Raw genomic sequence first — 19,462 nt, 5'->3', positions numbered from 1 at the left:
AATAATGAGCCCGCACTGGCGATGAAACTTGCACAGGGCAGAAGATGAAGAGTCCAACGAAATCAGATGCTGCTCTTCACCTTGGTCCAGACCCGAGTTCGGATCCGCTCCAGTTTCAATGGCAGCGGCTCAAGTGGAACCAGTGTGGCCACCGTTTGCTTGTCTGGATAAATCCAGGGGTTGTCGCGCAACTTCTGCTGGACAAACTCCGTGGCATCCTTGTTGGCATTGGGGTACAGGGTGTGATTTGAAGTCTTGGCAATCACTTCCGGGCGCAACATGTAGTTGATGAACGCCATGCCGGCCTTGGGATGCGGAGCGTCTTTCAACAGAACCAGATTCTCCGACCAGACCAGTGCGCCTTCACGCGGAAGGCTGTAGGTAATCCGGCGCCCAGTGTTGGACTTTTCATTGATGGCCTGGGCGGCAAGCGCACCATTGGCCCAGCCCACCACCGCACAGATGTTGCCATCCGCCAAGTCGGCGTCGATGCGGGACGAGTCGAAATAAAGGATGTAGGGACGGATTTTCAACAGCAGGGCTTGGGCTTTCTGGTAGTCATCCGGGTTCTTGCTGTTGCTCGGGAGCCCAAGGTAGTTCAGGGCGATGGAAATGATCTCGCTGGGCGAGTCGAGCATGGCCACGCCACAGGACTGCAGCTTGCTGATGTTCTCTTCCTTGAAGATCAGGTCCCAGCTATTGACCGGCGCATCGTCGCCCAGCGCCGCTTTGACCTTGTCCACGTCATAGCCGATCCCGGTGGTGCCCCACAGATAGGGCACCGCGTAACGATTGCCCGGATCATTGACCGCGAGCTGGGCCAGGATGTCCGGGTCGACGTGGGACAGATTGCTCAGTTGCGCCGGGTCCAGCGGCTGCAGCACTCCGGCCTGGATCAGGCTGGGCAGCACATTGGAGGTCGCCACCACCACGTCATACCCCGTGCGACCGGCCATGACCTTGCTCTGCATGATCTCGGCACTGTCGAAGGCATCCATGTGAATGCGGGTGCCGGTGGCCTGCTCGAACTCTTTTGGGGTTTCCGGCGCGAGCAGCCCGAACCAGTTGTACAAGTACATTCCGGGCTCTGCCGCCCCTGCCGATGTGCTGATCCCGGCACAGAGAAGCGCGGCTGAAAAAACGGTTCGCAAAGGTGATTTTCTCATGCAACATCCTTGTCCAGACGACGTGCCCTCATGGCTGTCGTAAATCCTGCAAGCGAATATACCGAGCCCAAGCCAATAGTAAATACCTCCAAATACTTACCCTTGACCCACGATTCCCTAACCCTAAAGGGGTAGAAAATGCCACTCGACCTTCATAGCCTGGCCTGGCATCGATCGATTGGAAAACTGATCATGCAGTTGAACCGTCCAGACTTCTGGAGTTCGCTTATTCGTACGCTCAATGAATATGTGCAGATCGATAACTGGGTTGTACTGATCTTCAGCAATCAACAGGTGCAAGTGATCAGTCTTCCCGAGATTGCCGATGTGGAAGAGGTGGACGCCTTCACTCATCTATATGTAAAGGGACTTTACTTGCTGGACCCCTTTTACATCGCCAACCGGGAAAACCCGCAAAGCGGCTTCTTTCACTTATTGGACATTGCCCCGGAATACTTCGTTGAAACCGAGTACTACCACCAGTACTTCGCCCAATACATTTCCATGGATGAAGTGCAATACAACGTGCAACTGGATGCCGATAGAACCCTGTGCATTTCCATCGGCAGCCGGGTTCGTTTCAATCAAGAACAAATCACCATGCTCGACCTCATCAAGCCTTGGGTGATGGCACTGATGCATCAACGCATGTGCTTTGAGATCGATCTGGAGAAGAGCCTCGCCGCCCCGCCGCAATGGCCGGAAACCATCGGCCAACTGGGCACCCAGATAACCACGCGGGAAAGCGATGTACTGCGGCTGTTGCTCAGCGGCTTCTCCAACAAGGAAATCGCCGGCAAACTCTCCCTCTCCGCGGAAACCGTCAAGGTTCATCGCCGTAACATCTACGCCAAGCTGAACATCAAGTCACAATCCGAACTCTTCGCTCGCTTCTTCATGCCCAAACAGGAGGTGCTCTCTTGACGCCAACAACCTCGCTGACGCTCCTTCCCGGGAAGCCGTAAACAAACCACTGCTTAGCCTGGATGCCTCACGAACCCCGCATCCCATCAGCAACACCCTCCAAGCCCCTCTCAACACGGATGTCGAACACCCCATGTTTAAAGCCATTGTCTTCGGCCTGCTCTCCTGCGCTTTGGTGCTGCCTGTGTTCGGGCTGGCCATTTCGCAGTTTCTACCTCCTGCGTTCGTTGCCCTGGGCGAACCGGGTTGGAGACAACAGCACGATCAACTGGTCAGCCTCAACACCGTTCAGTGGCTGACGGTGCTTGGCTGGGCCCTCGCGGCGGGCGTTGGGGGATTTGTCAGCACCCGGACCCAGGCGACCCGCACCTTGCGTCCCGCCATCTGGGTCGGGGTCATCATCCTGCTGGTCTGGGGCATACCGGTGGGGTTCTTCTCGGGAAGCCAAATGGGCTGGGTGCATTTCACCTGCTGCCTGGCCATCATGCCGGCGGTGCTAGCGGGAGGTTCGCTGGCGCGCAGAAAGGCTGAATCATTCACCTGAACATCAACAGCAAGCAGGTAGCCCTTCGATGGATATCCAATTTCGCGGTAACGCAATGCCTGGCAACCCCGCTGCCGGCACCTGCGATGAGTACAGCCTGAGCGGCATTTCCAGCCTGGACGAGCTGATCGACGCCTACCGCCAGATCGCTGGCAACCACCCGGGCTTCAGGCCCCTGCTCTCGCTGGATGACCTGCCCCAGGCCCGCTACACCTCCGGGCATGCACGCAACAACCTGGGGCTGGACGATGCCTCGGAACAGGACATCGCCCAGTTACCGGCAGAGTGCTTCGAACAGGGCGAATACCTGGGCTATCCCACCACCAAAGCCGAGTTCGCGATCTGCTTGCGCAACTTCACCGATCTGGTGGCAGGCAGCTCGTTCGAAGACGCGTGCGCCCACGGCCTGACCCTTGACCCGCCCGCCCTGCAGGAATGGATGGACTATCAGGACCACCCTGTGTCACTGCTCGACCAACCCCTCTCGGCACTCCTGGTTCCGGTCGAACATGCCTGCCAGGCCCTGGCGGCGTTTCCCAACGGCTATTTCAGTTGCGACCTGGGCCCTGCGCAAAACTATGCGGTAGCGCGCCATTTCGCCCAGGCCCACGGTTATGAATTGATGGGGGTTGGCGCGTCTTACCTCGGTTTCCTGCGTGCAGTGCCTGCCGACCTGAGCGTAGCCAACGCAGTGGCGAGCGATTTTTGTGCGCTCTACAACACCCCTGAGGAGAACCGGCAAACGATGATTTCAGCAGTCGTCCCAGCGATCCGCGACCGGACACACCTGTGGCTACGTTACGTGGAATGACGCTCGGAGAAAGGGCACTACCACAGCAGACGATTGATGGTGGCCGAGACGGGTCATGAATCGACTAGAAAAGCCGATCGGTTAAATCTGCTTCAGCTTTTCGGCAAACAGAGCGATTTGGGGCGGGGTAAGCAACAACGACCCATTGATCTGCCAATCACAATCGTCATCTGACGTTGAGCCTAAGTAGATGCGTAAAAAAACACCCTCCGGAAAAAATGGGTCTTTGCTGGCAGAGAAGGCCAAGTCCTGGCCTTCAGAAAGCCAATCTTGAGTAACGCCCTCTTCAAGTTGCGCTGCCAGCATTAAGAACTCCTCCAGCGGTTGCGGCACATCCCCCGCTGAGTTTTTTTCCGAAGCTATTTCTGCTTGCAGCGCAGTGCCGGTGAGCCGAACCAGAACACAGCCCGGCCGGCCGCTTGGGCATGGCAGGATGGTCAGCGTCAGTCCATCCTTTTGACTTATTTCTGCGGGCATAGACTCTCCATTGTCGCCTGTATGAGTCCTTCAGGACGCACGCATCGTTGTCTCGTAGCGGGTTAACGGGTTTGCCAGAGGATCAGGTCGATCTTCTTCAACTGAGTGAAATGTGCATGATCTGCAACCAGGCTATCGAACTGTTGAATCCAGTTTCGAGCTTCGCTTGTGCCGAGGAAATCTTGGTACCAGCCCTCGATAGCGAGATAACATTTTTTCAAATCGTCGAGCTTCGTTTTGCTGTTGCCGGTAGGTGCCTTCAAACCGAGATTTTGCAACACATACATGTCCCAAACAGGTTTGTGAGGATCAAGAGTCGCAACCATCTTGCTGGAGAACGATGGTTCAAAACGGCCGGTCGCGGCGTAAAGCGCATCAATCACCGTATCGAAGCCCGGCTTGCTACCCCGCAACTGCTCCATAAGCTGATAGTAGGCCTGGTAGTAGAGCGGCGTCCGCTGACGCATTCTGTAAAAGCCGTTATACGCACGTTGGAAGTCTATATCTGAGGTTACGTTCACCTGGCCGTATCGGTTCATCAGCGCTAGGTACTTTGCAATCCCTGGCTTCGCCTTCTGAATCGCATCCGTCACATCCTTGCTCATTTATACGACACCCTCACGATATGAAGGGCATATTGTAGCGTCTAAATCGCCCCGTTTTTTGCTCAAGATATTGAGACCTCCAAAGAAGGCGAGCCAAATAGGCTTTCATCCATCCACCCTTAACCGAACGCAGGCACCTCGCAAGCGCAGGGCCTTGGCCTCTACGCCGACTCACCTTTATCAACCGGCAACGACGCCAACATTTCAGCACGGCACACCTCAAGAATCTCATCCGCCAGCGCGGAATCATCCGGGCAGGCTCGCGACAACAGGACCGCACCGACCGCACGTGACAGCAGGTCGATCATTTTCTTTCTGCCCTCGCCCGCCAGCGCGTCCGGCCCGGTCGGGTATTTCTTCCCCAGGGTTTGCAGGGTGTGCTCGATTCCTTCGGCAAACGTCGCTTTCAGATCATCCGACTGACGCGCCGCATCGCCTCCCAACGCGGCCATGGTGCATCCATCGCCACGCCGGTCCCGGTGCGCTCTCGACACATAGACATCAATGAACCCCGGCACATCAAGCGCCGCCGCCGCGGCCAGGGATTTGGACAGGCTGCAGGCCGAGGCTTCGGCCATCAGGTCGGCCTTGGAGCCGAAATGCTTGTAGAAGCCGCCGTGGGTGAAACCGGCCGCCGCCATCAGATCCGACACGCCGACCCCGTCGAAGCCGCGCTCACGGAACAGTTCAGAGGCCGTTTCAACGATGTGCTCTCGATTGGCCTGCGCCTGGGCCTTGCTCACTCTCACGTGCAATACCTCATGTTCATTGGGAAATCATGGTCCCAATCATACATAGATGTCGACCATAATCAAAACCGTTGACAGTTTAGATTTCGATCATCATCCTAATTGCACGCACCACCGACCTCCACCACCAGGCACGGAAGAGACACCCGATGACCGATCAGAATCTGTTCACCCCTTACACCCTTGGCACCCTCGCGCTGTCGAACCGCATCGTCCTTGCGCCACTGACACGCAACCGCGCGGGCGAAGGCTTTGTTCCAAGCGAATTCGCGGCCACCTATTACAGCCAACGCGCTAGCGCAGGCTTGCTGATCAGCGAAGCCACGCAGATCTCCCAGCAGGGCCAGGGCTATCAGGACACCCCCGGGATCTACACCCAGGCGCAGATTGATGGCTGGCGCACGGTGACCGACGCGGTGCATGCCAAGGGCGGCAAGATCTTTATGCAACTGTGGCATGTCGGCCGCGTATCCCACGTTGATCTGCAAGAAAACGGCGCCGCCCCCGTGGCTCCTTCCGCGCTGCGCGCGGCCACCAAGGTGTTCGTCAATAACCGCTTTGAGGACGTCTCCGAGCCCCGTGCGCTGGACATCAGCGAACTGCCGGGGATCGTCGCCGATTTCCGCCAGGCCGCGGCAAACGCTGTCGCTGCCGGGTTCGACGGCGTGGAAATACACGGCGCGAACGGCTATTTGCTGGATCAGTTCCTCAAGGACAGCGCCAACTCGCGCACCGACGCTTACGGCGGTTCGATTGAAAATCGCGCCCGTCTGTTGCTTGAGGTGACGGCAGCCGTGATCGACGAAATCGGCGCGGATCGCACCGGGGTACGCCTGTCACCGGTGTCGCCGGCCAACGACGTTTCCAGCCGCGATCCGCAGGCGCAGTTCAATTACCTCGTCGATCAACTTGATGCCCTGGGCGTGGTGTACCTGCATGTGGTCGAAGGGGCGACCGGCGGTCCGCGCGAGGTGGCGCCGTTCGACTTCAGCGCCCTGCGCCAGCGCTTCAAAAACACCTACATCGCCAACAACGGCTATGACCTGGAGTTGGCGACGTCGAGGCTGGCCGAAGACCAGGCCGATCTGATCGCCTTCGGTCGCCCGTTCATTGCCAACCCGGATCTGGTGGAGCGCCTGCAAAGCGGCGCGCCGCTGTCCGCCTTCAATCCCGCCACGCTCTATGGCGGCGGCGCGACGGGCTATATCGACTACCCGACCTTGGCTGAATCGGGCACCAGCGCCAGCTGAGCCCTACCTGATCGCACAACCTGCCTTTGCCACCCCTGAAAGAGAGATGAATCCATGAGCACTCGCCCTACCGTTCTCATCACCGGCGCCTCCACCGGCATTGGCGCCGTCTACGCCGAGCGCTTCGCGCAACGCGGCCACGATCTGGTGCTGGTCGCCCGCGATCAGGCACGCCTGGACGCACTGGCCGCCCGACTGCGCAGCGAACACCGGGTCGCCATCGATGTCATCGCGGCGGACCTGACCCAATCCGGCGATCTGACCGCCGTGGAAACCCGCCTGCGCGACGACGCTCGAATCGGCATCCTGGTCAACAACGCCGGCGCCGCCCTGTCCGGCAGCTTCATCGAGCAAAGCACCGACAGCGTTGCGCAACTGGTCGCCCTCAACACCACCGCGCTGGTGCGCCTGGCCAGTGCCATTGCCCCGCGCCTGGCCAAGGCCGGCGACGGCGCGATCATCAACATCGGTTCGGTGGTGGGCCTGGCGCCGGAGTTCGGCATGACGGTGTATGGCGCGACCAAGGCTTTCGTGCTGTTCCTTTCCCAAGGCCTGAGCCTGGAGCTGGCGCCCCGGGGCGTGTACGTGCAAGCCGTGCTGCCGGCGGCGACCCGCACGGAGATCTGGGACCGCTCAGGCGTCGACATCAACACCCTGAGCGACATCATGGAAGTCGGCGATCTGGTGGATGCCGCCCTGGTCGGTTTCGATCGGCGCGAACCGGTGACCATCCCGCCGCTGCAACAGGCCGAACGCTGGGATGACCTGCAGAACGCGCGTCAGGCCCTGCTGGGGCAGATCCGTCAATCCGAGGTTGCCCAGCGTTACCAGGCCCAACAATGATCGTCAGATAGCGAGCATTCGCGGCGGATTCGCGGCAGGCACTGCGACGAATCCGCTCCGCTGTTCGGAGTAGCAATGAATCCCATACAGACAACTCGCACCCCGGCTGTGCAGACCTCGTTCATCAACGCGGCGAACCAGTCGATCATGGTCAGGGGCATTCCCTTCGCCTACCGCGATACCGGTCCCGCGGGCGGCGTGCCCCTGGTGCTGTTTAACCATTGGGGCGCGGTGCTGGACCACTTCGACCCGGCCATCATCGATGGACTGGCCCAGACCCGGCGGGTCATCACCACCGACTATCGCGGCATCGGCGGCTCGGGTGGCAGCGCGCCACTGACGGTCGGCGAAATGGCGCAAGACGCCATCGAGCTGATACAGGCCCTGGGGTTCAAGCGCGTCGATGTACTGGGCTTTTCACTCGGCGGCTTCGTCGCTCAGGACATCGCCCTGAAGGCCCCGCAATCGGTGCGTCGCTTGATTCTCACCGGCACCGGGCCGGCCGGCGGCAGCGGTATCGACCAGGTCGGCTCGGTGACCTGGCCCTTGATGCTCAAAGGCCTGCTGACCTTGCGCGATCCCAAGTTCTACCTGTTCTTTACCTCGACGCCCCAGGGTCGTCGAGCCGCCGCGGAGTATCTGCAACGCCTCAAAGCCCGCAGCAAGCATCGCGACAAGGGCCCGACGCCCGGCGCTTTCCTGCGGCAGCTGCAAGCCATCACCGCGTGGGGCAGACAGGCGCCGCAGTCTCTCGAGCGCTTGCAGGCGCCAACGCTGATCGTCAATGGCGACAACGACATCATGGTGCCCAGCGTCAACTCCCATGCCCTGGCCAAGCGTATCCCCAACGCACAGCTGGTGATGTACGAGGATGCCGGGCACGGCGGCATTTTCCAGTACTACGCTGACTTCGTGGCCAAGGCCCTGGCGTTCCTTGACGACTGAGCCCCCATGAGCACCACGCCACCCAGCACCGGCCCCCTATTACAACCGACACGAGCCGCACACCGATGAAGGCATTTTCAATTGATCGCTATGGCAAGAACACCGGGCACATGCGCGAAGTGCCCACCCCCGAGGTGGGTGCCCACGACGTCTTGATCGAGGTGCACGCCAGCGGCGTCAACGCGCTGGACTCAAAGATCCGCAACGGCGAATTCAAGCTGATCCTGCCCTACGCATTGCCCCTGATACTGGGCAATGACCTGGCGGGCGTCGTGGTTGCGGTCGGCCCGCAGGTGCAAGCCTTCAAGCCGGGAGACGAAGTCTACGCGCGACCGCCGCAGGAGCGGATCGGAACCTTCGCCCAACTGATCGCCGTGCACGAAGACGCGATTGCCCTGAAACCGGCCAATATCGACATGACCCAAGCCGCGTCCATTCCTCTGGTCGCACTCACTGCCTGGCAAGTGCTGGTGGAAACCGCCCAACTGAAAAAGGGCCAGAAAGTGCTGATCCATGCAGGCGCGGGCGGGGTCGGCACCCTTGCGATCCAGCTTGCCAAACACCTCGGCGCCTTCGTCGCCACCACCACCAGCACGGCGAATGTCGAATGGGTCAAAGCCCTGGGCGCCGATCAGGTGATCGACTACAAGCAGCAGGACTTCGAAAGCGTCCTGCATGGCTACGACGTGGTGTTGAACAGCCTGGGCAGCGACGTCCTGGAAAAGTCCCTCAAGGTCCTCAAGCCCGGCGGCCAGCTGATCTCCATCTCCGGTCCACCCACCGTGCAGTTCGCCCAGGAGCAAGGCTTGTCCTGGCCGTTGCAGCAGGTCATGCGCCTGCTGAGCTGGGGTATCCGGCGCAAGGCACGCAAGCTGGGCATCCGCTACGCCTTTGTGTTCATGCGGGCCGATGGCGCCCAACTGCAACAGATCACCGCGCTGATTGAGGCGGGAATCATCAAGCCGGTGCTTGATCGCAGCTTCGCCTTTGCAGCCACGGCAGAAGCACTGGAGTACGTCGAGCAGGGCCGGGCCAAGGGCAAGGTCGTGGTCAGGATCAAATGACGACTCCATCGACCGATGACTCAACCGAGCGGGCCGAGCCTGAGCACCTTCCAGCACCTTGCCAGTCATCGCCAGAGCAGAATCCGGCGACGTCAGCGCCGGAGCGGAACAGGCAGGCACGGCAACCGGACGTGGTGCCTGTTGAACCGCGAGCGATCGTTTGGCGCAGCCTGATGCTTGAGCAGTAGGAGGAAACAGGGCGATCCCGCCCTCTTCCCCCGGACATTTGCCTAGTGCGCACCACCCGCTTCTGCAGCACCTAGCTCCCGCAAAATCCTTTCCAGCTCCGGCCGCGTCCACTTCTCCCAGGGCATGACATCCTGCGCGTCACCACGATGCCAATACTCCCCCGCATCGAACGCGAGATAGATGGAAAAGGCCGGCTCAGGCATGTCCGCGCTCAAGGACACATCGATGATGTCGCTGAACAAGGTGTTCATGATTGCATCGCAGTCATGAAAGTCGCGGCGAGCGCTGGTAAAGAGCCGGGCCACGGCAATGGCCACCTGGTTCAACAGCTCGCACCGTTCGATCTGCAATCCCTCATGGAGAAGATTCAGCTCCTGGCTGGAGCCGTTTTCGATGGTTTCCAACACCCACTGAAGATCAGCCTCACTCAACACTGTGGTCATTGCCCCGCATACCTTTTATCCGAATGGCCGACCTTGGCACCTGCCAAACGCCCTGTTCATTGACTTGCGGCCACCGATCAAGGCCCATCGGTCCCCCATCGCCAAAAACCGCCCCACTGGCGCGTAAAATCCCGGATAATGCCCGCCATTTTTTGCCTCGTCACGCCGGTGCCCCCCATGGAAATCAAGGTCAACTTTCTCGACAACCTTCGACTTGAAGCCAAGTTCGACGACTTCACGGTGGTGGCCGACCAACCGATCCGCTACAAGGGCGATGGCTCGGCGCCGGGGCCGTTCGACTATTTCCTCGCGTCCTCGGCGCTGTGCGCGGCGTATTTCGTCAAGCTGTACTGCCAGACCCGCAACATCCCCACCGACAATATCCGCCTGTCGCAGAACAACATTGTCGATCCGGAAAACCGCTACAACCAGATCTTCAAGATCCAGGTCGAGCTGCCGGCGGACATCTCCGACAAGGACCGCCAGGGCATCCTGCGCTCCATCGACCGCTGCACGGTGAAGAAGGTGGTGCAGACCGGTCCCGAGTTCATCATCGAGGAAGTGGAAAACCTCGACGCCGACGCCCAGGCGTTGCTGATGCCGCCATCGAGCGCGACCCAGAGCACCTACATCGCCGGCAAGGACCTGCCCCTGGAGCAGACCATCGCCAACATGTCCGGGATCCTCGCGGGCCTGGGGATGAAGATCGAAATCGCCTCGTGGCGCAACATCGTGCCCAACGTCTGGTCGCTGCATATCCGCGATGCGCAGTCGCCGATGTGCTTCACCAACGGCAAGGGCGCGACCAAGGAAAGCGCCCTGGCCTCGGCCCTGGGCGAGTTCATCGAGCGCCTGAACTGCAACTTCTTCTACAACGATCAGTTCTGGGGCGAGGACATCGCCAACGCCGAGTTCGTGCACTACCCGGACGAGCGCTGGTTCCAGCCGGGGCGCAAGGACGAGCTGCCCAAGGAGATCCTCGACGAACACTGCCTGGCCATCTACAACCCGGATGGCGAGCTGCGCGGCTCCCACCTGTACGACACCAACTCGGGCAATATCGAGCGCGGCATCTGCTGCCTGCCCTACGTGCGCCAGTCCGACGGCGAGGTGGTGTACTTCCCCTCCAACCTGATCGAGAACCTGTTCCTCAGTAACGGCATGAGCGCCGGCAACACCCTGGCCGAAGCCCAGGTGCAGTGCCTGTCGGAGATCTTCGAGCGCGCAGTCAAGCGGCAGATTCTCGAAGGCGAGCTGGCCCTGCCGGACGTACCGCAGGAGGTGCTGGCCAAGTACCCGAGCATTCTGGCGGGCATCCAGGGTCTGGAAGAACAGGGCTTTCCGGTGCTGGTCAAGGATGCCTCCCTGGGCGGGCAGTTCCCGGTGATGTGCGTGACCCTGATGAACCCGCGCACCGGCGGGGTGTTCGCCTCCTTCGGCGCCCACCCGAGCTTCGAGGTGGCGCTGGAGCGCAGCCTCACCGAACTGCTCCAGGGCCGCAGCTTCGAAGGCTTGAACGACCTGCCGCAGCCGACCTTTGAAAGCCAGGCGCTGATGGAGCCGAACAACTTCGTCGAACACTTCATCGACTCCAGCGGCGTGGTGTCGTGGCGCTTCTTCAGCGCCAAGGCGGACTTCGAGTTCGTCGAGTGGGACTTCACCAGCCAGGGCGGCTTCAGCGAAAGGGAACAGGCCAGCGCCGAAGAGGCCGCGACCCTGTTCGGCATCCTCGAAAGCCTGGGCAAGGAAGTCTACATGGCGGTGTACCAGCACCTGGGCGCCACGGCCTGCCGCATCCTGGTGCCGGACTACTCGGAAATCTACCCGGTGGACGACCTGATCTGGGACAACACCAACAAGGCGCTGTTCTTCCGTGAAGACATCCTCAACCTGCACAGCCTGGACGAAGACGGTCTGCGCTCACTGCTGGAGCGCCTGGAAGAAAGCGAGCTGGACGACTACACCGACATCACCACCCTGATCGGCATCGAGTTCGACGACAACACCGCCTGGGGCCAGTTGACCATTCTGGAACTCAAGCTGCTGCTCCACGTGGCCCTGGGGCAGTTCGACCCGGCCAAGGAGCTGGTGGAGATGTTCCTGCAATACAACGACAACACCGTCGAGCGCGGGCTGTTCTATCAGGCGCTGAACGCGGTGCTGGAGGTGGAACTGGACGACGAACTGGAGCTGGGCGACTACGAAGCCAACCTGCGACGCATGTTCGGCAACGAGCGGATGGACGCGGTGATCGGCTCGGTGGACGGTAGCGTGCGCTTCTACGGCCTGACCCCGACCAACCTGCAGCTCGAAGGCCTGGACCGGCACCTGCGCCTGATCGACAGCTACAAGAAGCTGCACGCGGCACGGGCCAAGTGGACCGCAGCCAAGCGCTGACACCCCGCCCTCCCCGGCACCTGTAGGAGCGAGCTTGCTCGCGAAGCCCTCAAGAACGCCGCGTTCCCCAGTGAACGCGGCGTTTTCGTTGGCGACCATCGCGAGCAAGCTCGCTCCTACAGTGACTCGTCAGGCCTTGGGCGCCCCGGGCGGCCAGGGCTTGCGGTCCTCTCTTTCCGGCGGGCCATACAACTCCTGCTCCCACTCCTCGAATGCCGGCACCGCGGTGTAATCCGCATCGCAATACTGGCGGATGTACTGCGCCGCGCGGTACTCGGCGTACTTGGCATTCACCGGCACGCCCTCCTCGTCCAGCTCCAGCACATTGGCAAAGATCGCGTAGACCATCTCCAGCATGCTCGGCTCTTCGCCAAGGCAACTGCGATAGTCGACGCCCTCCAGCAGCGGGTAACCGAGGGTGCCGTTGGCGACCCAGAAACTGAACGTGCGCAGGGCCCCGGAAAATTCCGGACTGAGCTTCTTCGGGTAAAGCATGCTGATCGTCTCTGATTGATGTCGGGCGGGGGCGGATTCCCAATGAGCGGCCGCTTTGCAGGCAAGGCACTCGCCGTTAGCTGACGGCCAATGAGCGCTGTTCGGCAACCACGCGATTACGCCCGCCCTGCTTGGCCAGGTACAGCAACTGGTCGGCCTTTTCCAGGGCGGCGGTGATCGAGCCCTCTCCGGGCTGCCACAAACTGACACCCAGGGACACCGTGATGTGACCCACGGTGTCGATGTCCGCGGCGGCGATCGAGGCCCGCAGACGCTCCGCCACCTCGGTGGCCGTGCGCAGCGAACTGTTGGGCAGGAGCAGGACGAACTCCTCGCCACCGGCCCGGCACGGCAAGTCGTCGGCGCGAGAGTTTTGCTTCATCAAGCCGGCAATCGCCCTCAGGGTTTCATCCCCCACGCCATGGCCGAAGGTGTCGTTCACCCGTTTGAAGTGATCGATGTCCATGGAAACGATGGCGAACGGCTGGCGGACCTGCTGCCAGTGCGCCAGGGCGTCTTGCATCGCGCGTCGGTTGGCCAGCCCGGTCAGCGCATCACTTTGCGCCTGCTGGTTGAGCCGGCCGATTTTTTCCTGGAGCAGGCTGGTGCCCAACAACAGCGCCCGGCGGATCTGCCAGCTTTCAAAATACTGCGCCGGGATTGCGCTGATGCGCGCATAGCTGTCCGGGCTGTCCAGGCGCTTGGCACTGTCGGCCAGCCGGGACAGCGGCGCCGAAATCCGCGCCCCCAGCCACCAGATCAACACCACCCCGAACAACCCCAGCGGCAGTATGCCCTTGGCCACTTTGGACATGGTTCCCTGCAGCAGGGTCTGGATATTGCCCAGGGGCTGCTGGGAGATCACCCCCCAACCGCTGCTGGGCACCCGGGCGAACCCCGCAAGCATCTCCACGCCCTGGGCATCCTGCGCCTGCAACGCCCCACCGCCCTGGCTCAAGGCCGCATCGACGATCGGGTCCTGGGCGACGATCTCGCCAATGCGCTCGGGGTACGGGTGATAGAGCACTCGCCGGTTGCCGTCGACCAGGTACACATGGGCGCCATCCTGGCGCACTTGACGGTCCATCAGGTCTTGCAGGGCGTTCTTGTGTTCCAGGCGAATGCTGCCACCGACCAGCCCCAGGTACTGGCCTTGGCTGTCGAACACCGGCTGGGAAACGAAGACCAGCAGGTTGCCGGCGATGGACTTGAAGGCCTTGCTGATGATCGGCTGACGCTGCTCCAGGGGCGCCGGGTCTTGCAGGGAACGGCCGTTGAGATGCAGGTGTTCGGGCGCCGAAGCGATGATGGTGCCGGCGGCATTGGTGACCAGCACCGAGTTGAAGCTGTTGTCCTGCCCGAGCAAGCGCCGGGCTTCGCCCTCCAGTTGCCGGGCATCGCCGAACGACCCGCCCAGCAGGCCGGCCGCGTATTCCAGGCGTTTCTGATCGGAGCTGAGCACCTGCTCCACACCGGAGGCGATCCGCGTGGCGTAGGCCTGATTGACTTGCAAGGCGCTATCAATCAGTTCCTGTTTCTGAATCTTGAACATGACCCAGAAGCTGTTGGCCAGGGTGGCCAGTGCCGCAAACAGCACAAAGACCAGAATCAGGACACGCAGATTAAGCTTGGGCTTGGGCCGGGTAGGCATTGAACGACATCCGGGTGAGCGAGCAGACAAAAAAATCGATGTGGCGGCCACCGCCTGCCAACACAAGATCATTTGCGTCCATGCACCCTCGACACACCAATCATCATGCGTCGGACATCGTCAAAACGCCTGCATCGCTTGGCTATAAGAACGCCTGGCGTTAGAGCCGCGCAGTCTACCGAGGTTGATCCGATTGGCAACTAGGAAAATAGTCTTGCCTCGCGCCGCGCGCAGTCCGCGGTTTTCACGCCCGCTGCAACCCGTCACAATGCCTCGCCCCAAGCCAGGGCTCCCCCAGCCTGGCGCCCGTATCACTGATCGCAAGGACCGCCCATGAGCTTCTTCAGCCAGTTGTTCGACCGCCTCAAAAAACCGGCCCCGTCGGCCATTGGCGCCACGCATGCCGCCGACACGGCGAGCCCGGCGCTCGACTCGGTCGAGCCCACGGCGGATGCCGAAGCAGCCAACCTGGCCTTGCTCGAAGCCGGCGCCGCCTGCCTTGAGCGTCACTGGCAAGCCGTCGGCACCTGCGAGGCAGACGTTCTCGGCTTCGCCATCAGCCCCAGCTTCATGGGCGGCCCCCACTGGCCCTCCACTCGCCAGGCATACCGTATCGTGCGCCGCAACGAGCGCATCATCCTCGCCACCGAGGGCCTGTCCGACCCGTTCGATGGTGTGCAAGGCGACGACCTGGGCAACGGTTTCGAGATGGAGCTGTTCATCGAAACCCCGGACATCCCGGCCCACGCCCAGGGCGCGGCGGGCGACGTTTCGCCCTTTGCCGACAGCTGGACCTTCGAACTGCTGCGCTGCGTGGCCGGCACCGTGGCCGATGCCGGCGGCTACGGCTCGCGCCTGGAGCGCTACGGCGTGCTGTCCCTGGAACTGCCCGGGGTCAGCCAGTCCCGGGCCATGAGCGAGCAACTGCCGGCGCACTTCGTCAGCACCGACGACTGCGCCGGGGTGCTGATCGGCGGCCCGGCCCCGGACTTCCCGACCCGCCTGGACGACATGCCCCTGTCGCCGGTGACCCTGGTGCCGGTGGTGCTGATCACCGCCTCGGAGCTGGACTACGTGCGCAACGGCGGTGCCCAGGCCCGGGAAGACCTGGCCGCGCGGCTGAACGCGGCTGGCCTGGGCCATGTCAGCCACCTGCAGCGCGCCAGCGTGATCTGAACGTGGGAGCCCTGAAGCCGATGCACGCCGCCGATGACTACTTCGCCTTTCACCTGTTCGCCGCGCGCTTCCCGAACCAGGCCGAGGCCGAACTGTTCACCTTCGAACAGTGGGAAGCCGAGCCTGCGGCGGATGCCAGCGCCGCCGAGTTCAGCGCCTGGGAAGCCCGCAATCCCAGCTGGCGCCTCAAACAGGAGCTGGGCTATTACATGGACGCCGATTTCGTCGAACTGATCGACCATGAAGATGGCCCGCCCTACCTGGAATCACTGATCCGCAGCGACGCCGAACAACAGCAACTGCGCACGCGTATCGACCCCGGCTACAGCCACTACATCCTCATCGCCAGTGATTCGATCCATGGCGATCGGCAATCGGATGCCCCCGGCCCCAACCAGCGCAAACCGGCAAACACGGCAACGCTTGTTTACCTGGGCGAGTTCAACGATTCCTCTGCACCGCGCTAAATGCTAAAAAGGCCCCCTGCTTTCCAGGCCACCCCTGTCGTGCCAAGCCGTATCACGAGAACCACCATGCACAGCCAATACCCGAAGACCCGCGCCCCGTTGCGCCCTCTTGACCTCCTCACCCACCAGCCAGCGGCGGTAGCAGCATGATCGAAGTCACTGAAGTGTCCATTGCCGACCTGCGCGCCGCCCTGGAATCGGGCCGGACCACCGCCGTGGAACTGGTCCAGGCCTATCTGGCGCGGATCGATGCCTACGATGGCCCGCAGACCGCCACCGCGCTGAACGCCGTGGTGGTGCGCAACCCCGAGGCCCTGAAGGAGGCCAAAGCGTCCGATGAGCGTCGCGCCAAGGGCCAGACCCTGGGCCCGTTGGACGGCATTCCCTATACCGCCAAGGACAGCTACCTGGTCAAGGGCCTGACCGCCGCCTCGGGCAGCCCGGCCTTTGCCGAGCTGGTGGCCTACCGCGACGCCTTCACCATCGAGCGCCTGCGGGCTGCCGGGGCCATCTGCCTGGGCAAGACCAACATGCCGCCCATGGCCAACGGCGGCATGCAGCGCGGCGTCTATGGCCGCGCAGAAAGCCCCTATAACGCCAACTACCTGACCGCGCCCTTCGCCTCCGGCTCGTCCAACGGCGCCGGCACCGCCACCGCCGCCAGCTTCGCCGCCTTCGGCCTGGCCGAGGAAACCTGGTCCAGCGGGCGTGGCCCTGCCTCCAACAACGGCTTGTGCGCCTATACACCGTCGCGCGGGGTGATCTCGGTGCGCGGCAACTGGCCGCTGACCCCGACCATGGACGTGGTGGTGCCCTTCGCCCGGACCATGGCCGACCTGCTGCAAGTGCTGGACGTGGTGGTGGCCGAAGACCCGGACACCCGCGGCGACCTGTGGCGCCTGCAGCCCTGGGTGCCGATCCCCAGCGTGACCTCGGTGCGCCCGGCGTCCTACCCGCAACTGGCAGCCGACGCCTCGGCGCTCAAGGGCAAGCGCTTTGGCGTACCGCGCATGTACATCAACGCCGACCCCGAAGCCGGCACCAGCGACAAACCCGGCATCGGCGGCCCCACCGGTCAGCGCATCCACACCCGGCCCTCGGTGATCGACCTTTGGCAACAGGCGCGCCAAGCCCTGGAAGCCTCCGGCGCCGAAGTGCTGGAAGTGGACTTCCCCCTGGTGTCCAACTGCGAAGGCGACCGCCCCGGCGCACCGACCGTGTACAACCGCGGCCTGGTGAGCAAGGAATTTCTCCATGACGAGTTGTGGGAACTCTCGGGCTGGGCCTTCGACGACTTCCTGCGGGCCAACGACGATCCCAAGCTCAACCGCCTGGCGGATGTCGACGGGCCGCAGATCTTCCCCCACGACCCGGGCACCCTGCCCAACCGCGAAGACGACCTGGCCGCCGGCATGGACCAGTACGTGACCATGGCCAAGCGCGGACTCAAGAGCTGGGACCAGATCGCCTCCCTGGCCGACGGCCTGCGCGGCCTGGAACAGACCCGGCGCATCGACCTGGAAGAATGGATGGACCGCCTGGGGCTGGACGCGGTGCTGTTCCCCACCGTCGCCGACGTTGGCCCGGCGGATGCCGACATCAATCCCGAGTCGGCGGACATCGCCTGGAGCAACGGCGTGTGGGTGGCCAACGGCAACCTCGCCATCCGCCACCTGGGCGTGCCCACGGTGACCGTGCCGATGGGGGTGATGGCGGACATCGGCATGCCGGTGGGCCTGACCTTCGCCGGCCGCGCCTATGACGATTCGAGCCTGCTGCGCCTGGCGTCGGCCTTCGAATCCACCGGCAGCAAGAGGCTGATTCCGCCACGGACGCCGGCCTTGCACCGCGCCAACTGAGCCGCTTGGTCAGGCCCGCACTGAAGCATGAGTGGGCCTGATCGCCAAGGCTGCAACGGCGGCGCCCAACGACAAAGCGTTAACCGCGCTGCATGGGGCGGCCCAGGCAAGCCTGGGCAGGCCACTGCCTGATCAGCCCAGGGCCATCACTGCTCATCCTCAGGCTGCAACGGCGAGTGCTGCCAGTCGAAGTGCTTGAGCAACTGGCGGCACAGGTCATCCAGTTGCGGATGATAGTGATGGGTATGCGGCACCGGCAGCTGCGGCTCGCCATGGCCGAATCCCAGTGCGCGCAGGGCCCTGGCGTAATCCTCGATGGGCCCGTAGGCGTAGATCAGATTGTGCCGGTCCCAGACCACGGTGGCCTGTTGCTCGGGCGAATACACCCACAGATCGAAGCGGCTATCGCCACACAGGAAGGGTTTGAAGTCATGGATGAAATCCTCGACCTCTTCCCGTGACAGCGGCGGACTGCAGTAGCGGCCCGCTGGCGATTCGTCCCGCGGCGTATGCAGAACGAAGAGCAGGACCAGGGGTTCGGCCAGGCAGCGCACCAGACTGAGCAGCACCTGCGGGTCCGAGCCAGGCGCCCCGGCCACCACGCGCTGTCCTTCACCCACGGGCTTGACCACGAATACAGGCGGATAACTGTGTTCCACCCACTGGTTGTCTATCCTGTGCCCAAGTCTGTACATACCAGCCTGATCCTCCTGATCGCTTCTGCGGTTGAGCCAAACGGCCGCGCATTATGCCGGCAAATGTACGGCTTGCGGCAGCGTCGTCGCGCCTGCAATTCAGGCACTGTTTCAGCCGGCGACTGGCGTACAATCCCCAGCCTTCAAGGACAGCCGCCACCAGGACAACGATGACCACACACCGCATTACCCTCGCCAATGGCTGGATTGCCGAATTTGCCGAACAAGGTGAATTCCGCATGGGCGCCATCAGCTGGAACCTGCACCTGCGCGGCCCCGAGCAACAGGCCATCCGCTATTTCGAAACCCAGATCGTGCTGGTCAACGACGAGGATGGCGAGCAGGCACGAAATCACATCAGCCTGTCCGAGGACGGGGTCTACGGCTACCTGGGCAACGGCATGAGTCACGGCTGGGTGATCGACTTTTCCCGCGGCATGATCGCGCCCCACCGGGTCACGATCAGCCACTATCACCACGCCTATGACGAGTACATTTCGCTGCTGGAGCAACCGGCGTACAAGCGTATGCGGGAGTACATCAGTGTCATCGGCCGCACCGTCTACCTGACCTTTCCCTTCACCCGGGACGAGGATTTCCCCAAGGTCTGGGACGAGTACCTGGCGATCCGCCGACGGCAGCTGGACGAGCTGTATTTCCGCAACTGAGCCTGGACCTGGCCGGTCAATGATGGGCCTGACCCAGGCGCCCG

20 protein-coding genes are annotated in these 19,462 nt (G+C 62.3%); 12 read left to right on the top strand and 8 right to left on the bottom strand.

From position 1 onward, the window contains the following. Positions 1-62: 62 nt before the first annotated feature. Positions 63-1,166, bottom strand: coding sequence for a polyamine ABC transporter substrate-binding protein (locus ACMGG8_RS18345; protein WP_108543970.1), 1,104 nt, complete (start codon positions 1,164-1,166; stop codon positions 63-65). Positions 1,167-1,304: 138 nt separating this feature from the next. Between ACMGG8_RS18345 and ACMGG8_RS18340 the strand changes: the two genes are divergently transcribed. The 3 genes from ACMGG8_RS18340 (at position 1,305) to ACMGG8_RS18330 (ending at position 3,445) form a co-directional block, all read left to right on the top strand. After that, complete coding sequence (locus tag ACMGG8_RS18340) at positions 1,305-2,090, top strand: helix-turn-helix transcriptional regulator (protein WP_060839497.1); 786 nt, start codon at positions 1,305-1,307, stop codon at positions 2,088-2,090. Between the two features lie 133 nt (positions 2,091-2,223). Further along, positions 2,224-2,634: a hypothetical protein gene (locus ACMGG8_RS18335; protein ID WP_414158089.1), complete on the top strand. Its 411-nt coding sequence runs from the start codon at positions 2,224-2,226 to the stop codon at positions 2,632-2,634. A 28-nt stretch (positions 2,635-2,662) separates the two neighbouring features. Beyond that, a complete protein-coding gene (locus ACMGG8_RS18330; RefSeq protein ID WP_414158088.1) occupies positions 2,663-3,445 on the top strand; it encodes a hypothetical protein in 783 nt (260 codons plus the stop codon). A gap of 81 nt (positions 3,446-3,526) precedes the next feature. Here ACMGG8_RS18330 and ACMGG8_RS18325 read toward each other — a convergent pair whose 3' ends face one another. The 3 genes from ACMGG8_RS18325 to ACMGG8_RS18315 form a co-directional block, all read right to left on the bottom strand. Next, positions 3,527-3,922, bottom strand: coding sequence for a hypothetical protein (locus ACMGG8_RS18325; protein ID WP_414158087.1), 396 nt, complete (start codon positions 3,920-3,922; stop codon positions 3,527-3,529). Between the two features lie 62 nt (positions 3,923-3,984). Beyond that, a complete protein-coding gene (locus ACMGG8_RS18320; RefSeq protein WP_129406192.1) occupies positions 3,985-4,527 on the bottom strand; it encodes a hypothetical protein in 543 nt (180 codons plus the stop codon). Positions 4,528-4,688: 161 nt separating this feature from the next. Further along, entirely contained in the window at positions 4,689-5,276 is a 588-nt protein-coding gene (locus tag ACMGG8_RS18315) for a TetR/AcrR family transcriptional regulator (RefSeq protein WP_414158086.1), read from the bottom strand. A gap of 149 nt (positions 5,277-5,425) precedes the next feature. Here ACMGG8_RS18315 and ACMGG8_RS18310 point away from each other — a divergent pair, with 149 nt between their 5' ends. The 4 genes from ACMGG8_RS18310 (at position 5,426) to ACMGG8_RS18295 (ending at position 9,378) form a co-directional block, all read left to right on the top strand. After that, positions 5,426-6,526: an alkene reductase gene (locus tag ACMGG8_RS18310; protein ID WP_414158085.1), complete on the top strand. Its 1,101-nt coding sequence runs from the start codon at positions 5,426-5,428 to the stop codon at positions 6,524-6,526. Between the two features lie 54 nt (positions 6,527-6,580). Next, the gene (locus ACMGG8_RS18305; protein WP_060839504.1) at positions 6,581-7,369 is read left to right on the top strand and encodes an SDR family NAD(P)-dependent oxidoreductase; all 789 of its coding nucleotides are present in this window, start codon (positions 6,581-6,583) and stop codon (positions 7,367-7,369) included. Positions 7,370-7,444: 75 nt separating this feature from the next. Continuing rightward, positions 7,445-8,314 carry an alpha/beta fold hydrolase gene (locus ACMGG8_RS18300; RefSeq protein ID WP_060839505.1) on the top strand — a complete coding sequence of 290 codons (870 nt, stop codon included), beginning with the start codon at positions 7,445-7,447 and terminating at the stop codon, positions 8,312-8,314. Between the two features lie 65 nt (positions 8,315-8,379). Then, positions 8,380-9,378, top strand: coding sequence for an NADP-dependent oxidoreductase (locus ACMGG8_RS18295; RefSeq protein WP_414158084.1), 999 nt, complete (start codon positions 8,380-8,382; stop codon positions 9,376-9,378). Positions 9,379-9,608: 230 nt separating this feature from the next. Here the strand turns inward: ACMGG8_RS18295 and ACMGG8_RS18290 are convergent, their stop codons facing one another. Then, positions 9,609-10,010 carry a hypothetical protein gene (locus tag ACMGG8_RS18290; protein WP_414158083.1) on the bottom strand — a complete coding sequence of 134 codons (402 nt, stop codon included), beginning with the start codon at positions 10,008-10,010 and terminating at the stop codon, positions 9,609-9,611. A 177-nt stretch (positions 10,011-10,187) separates the two neighbouring features. Here ACMGG8_RS18290 and ACMGG8_RS18285 point away from each other — a divergent pair, with 177 nt between their 5' ends. Then, the gene (locus ACMGG8_RS18285; RefSeq protein ID WP_414158082.1) at positions 10,188-12,407 is read left to right on the top strand and encodes an OsmC domain/YcaO domain-containing protein; all 2,220 of its coding nucleotides are present in this window, start codon (positions 10,188-10,190) and stop codon (positions 12,405-12,407) included. A 129-nt stretch (positions 12,408-12,536) separates the two neighbouring features. Here the strand turns inward: ACMGG8_RS18285 and ACMGG8_RS18280 are convergent, their stop codons facing one another. Together ACMGG8_RS18280 and ACMGG8_RS18275 are read right to left on the bottom strand one after the other, a co-directional pair. Continuing rightward, on the bottom strand, positions 12,537-12,902 hold the full coding sequence (locus tag ACMGG8_RS18280; RefSeq protein WP_060839509.1) for a hypothetical protein: 366 nt from the start codon (positions 12,900-12,902) through the stop codon (positions 12,537-12,539). A 76-nt stretch (positions 12,903-12,978) separates the two neighbouring features. Continuing rightward, positions 12,979-14,553, bottom strand: a complete 1,575-nt coding sequence (locus tag ACMGG8_RS18275) for a diguanylate cyclase (RefSeq protein ID WP_108543992.1) — start codon at positions 14,551-14,553, stop codon at positions 12,979-12,981. A gap of 333 nt (positions 14,554-14,886) precedes the next feature. On the opposite strand from ACMGG8_RS18275, the gene ACMGG8_RS18270 reads away from it, so the two are divergent. From ACMGG8_RS18270 to ACMGG8_RS18260, 3 genes are all read left to right on the top strand, one after another. Further along, positions 14,887-15,729, top strand: a complete 843-nt coding sequence (locus ACMGG8_RS18270) for a suppressor of fused domain protein (RefSeq protein ID WP_060843737.1) — start codon at positions 14,887-14,889, stop codon at positions 15,727-15,729. 2 nt (positions 15,730-15,731) lie between these two features. Next, complete coding sequence (locus tag ACMGG8_RS18265) at positions 15,732-16,196, top strand: hypothetical protein (RefSeq protein ID WP_232513168.1); 465 nt, start codon at positions 15,732-15,734, stop codon at positions 16,194-16,196. 146 nt (positions 16,197-16,342) lie between these two features. Then, the gene (locus ACMGG8_RS18260) at positions 16,343-18,055 is read left to right on the top strand and encodes an amidase (protein ID WP_414158081.1); all 1,713 of its coding nucleotides are present in this window, start codon (positions 16,343-16,345) and stop codon (positions 18,053-18,055) included. A 146-nt stretch (positions 18,056-18,201) separates the two neighbouring features. On the opposite strand, the gene ACMGG8_RS18255 is transcribed toward ACMGG8_RS18260, so the two are convergent. After that, positions 18,202-18,750, bottom strand: a complete 549-nt coding sequence (locus tag ACMGG8_RS18255) for a hypothetical protein (protein ID WP_129406201.1) — start codon at positions 18,748-18,750, stop codon at positions 18,202-18,204. 170 nt (positions 18,751-18,920) lie between these two features. On the opposite strand from ACMGG8_RS18255, the gene ACMGG8_RS18250 reads away from it, so the two are divergent. Next, a complete protein-coding gene (locus ACMGG8_RS18250) occupies positions 18,921-19,418 on the top strand; it encodes a hypothetical protein (protein ID WP_414158080.1) in 498 nt (165 codons plus the stop codon). Positions 19,419-19,462 lie beyond the last annotated feature (44 nt).

The sequence above is a fragment of the Pseudomonas sp. BNK-45 genome, assembly GCF_047456255.1.
Lineage (GTDB): Bacteria > Pseudomonadota > Gammaproteobacteria > Pseudomonadales > Pseudomonadaceae > Aquipseudomonas.
This window is presented reverse-complemented; position numbering and strand designations above follow the sequence as displayed.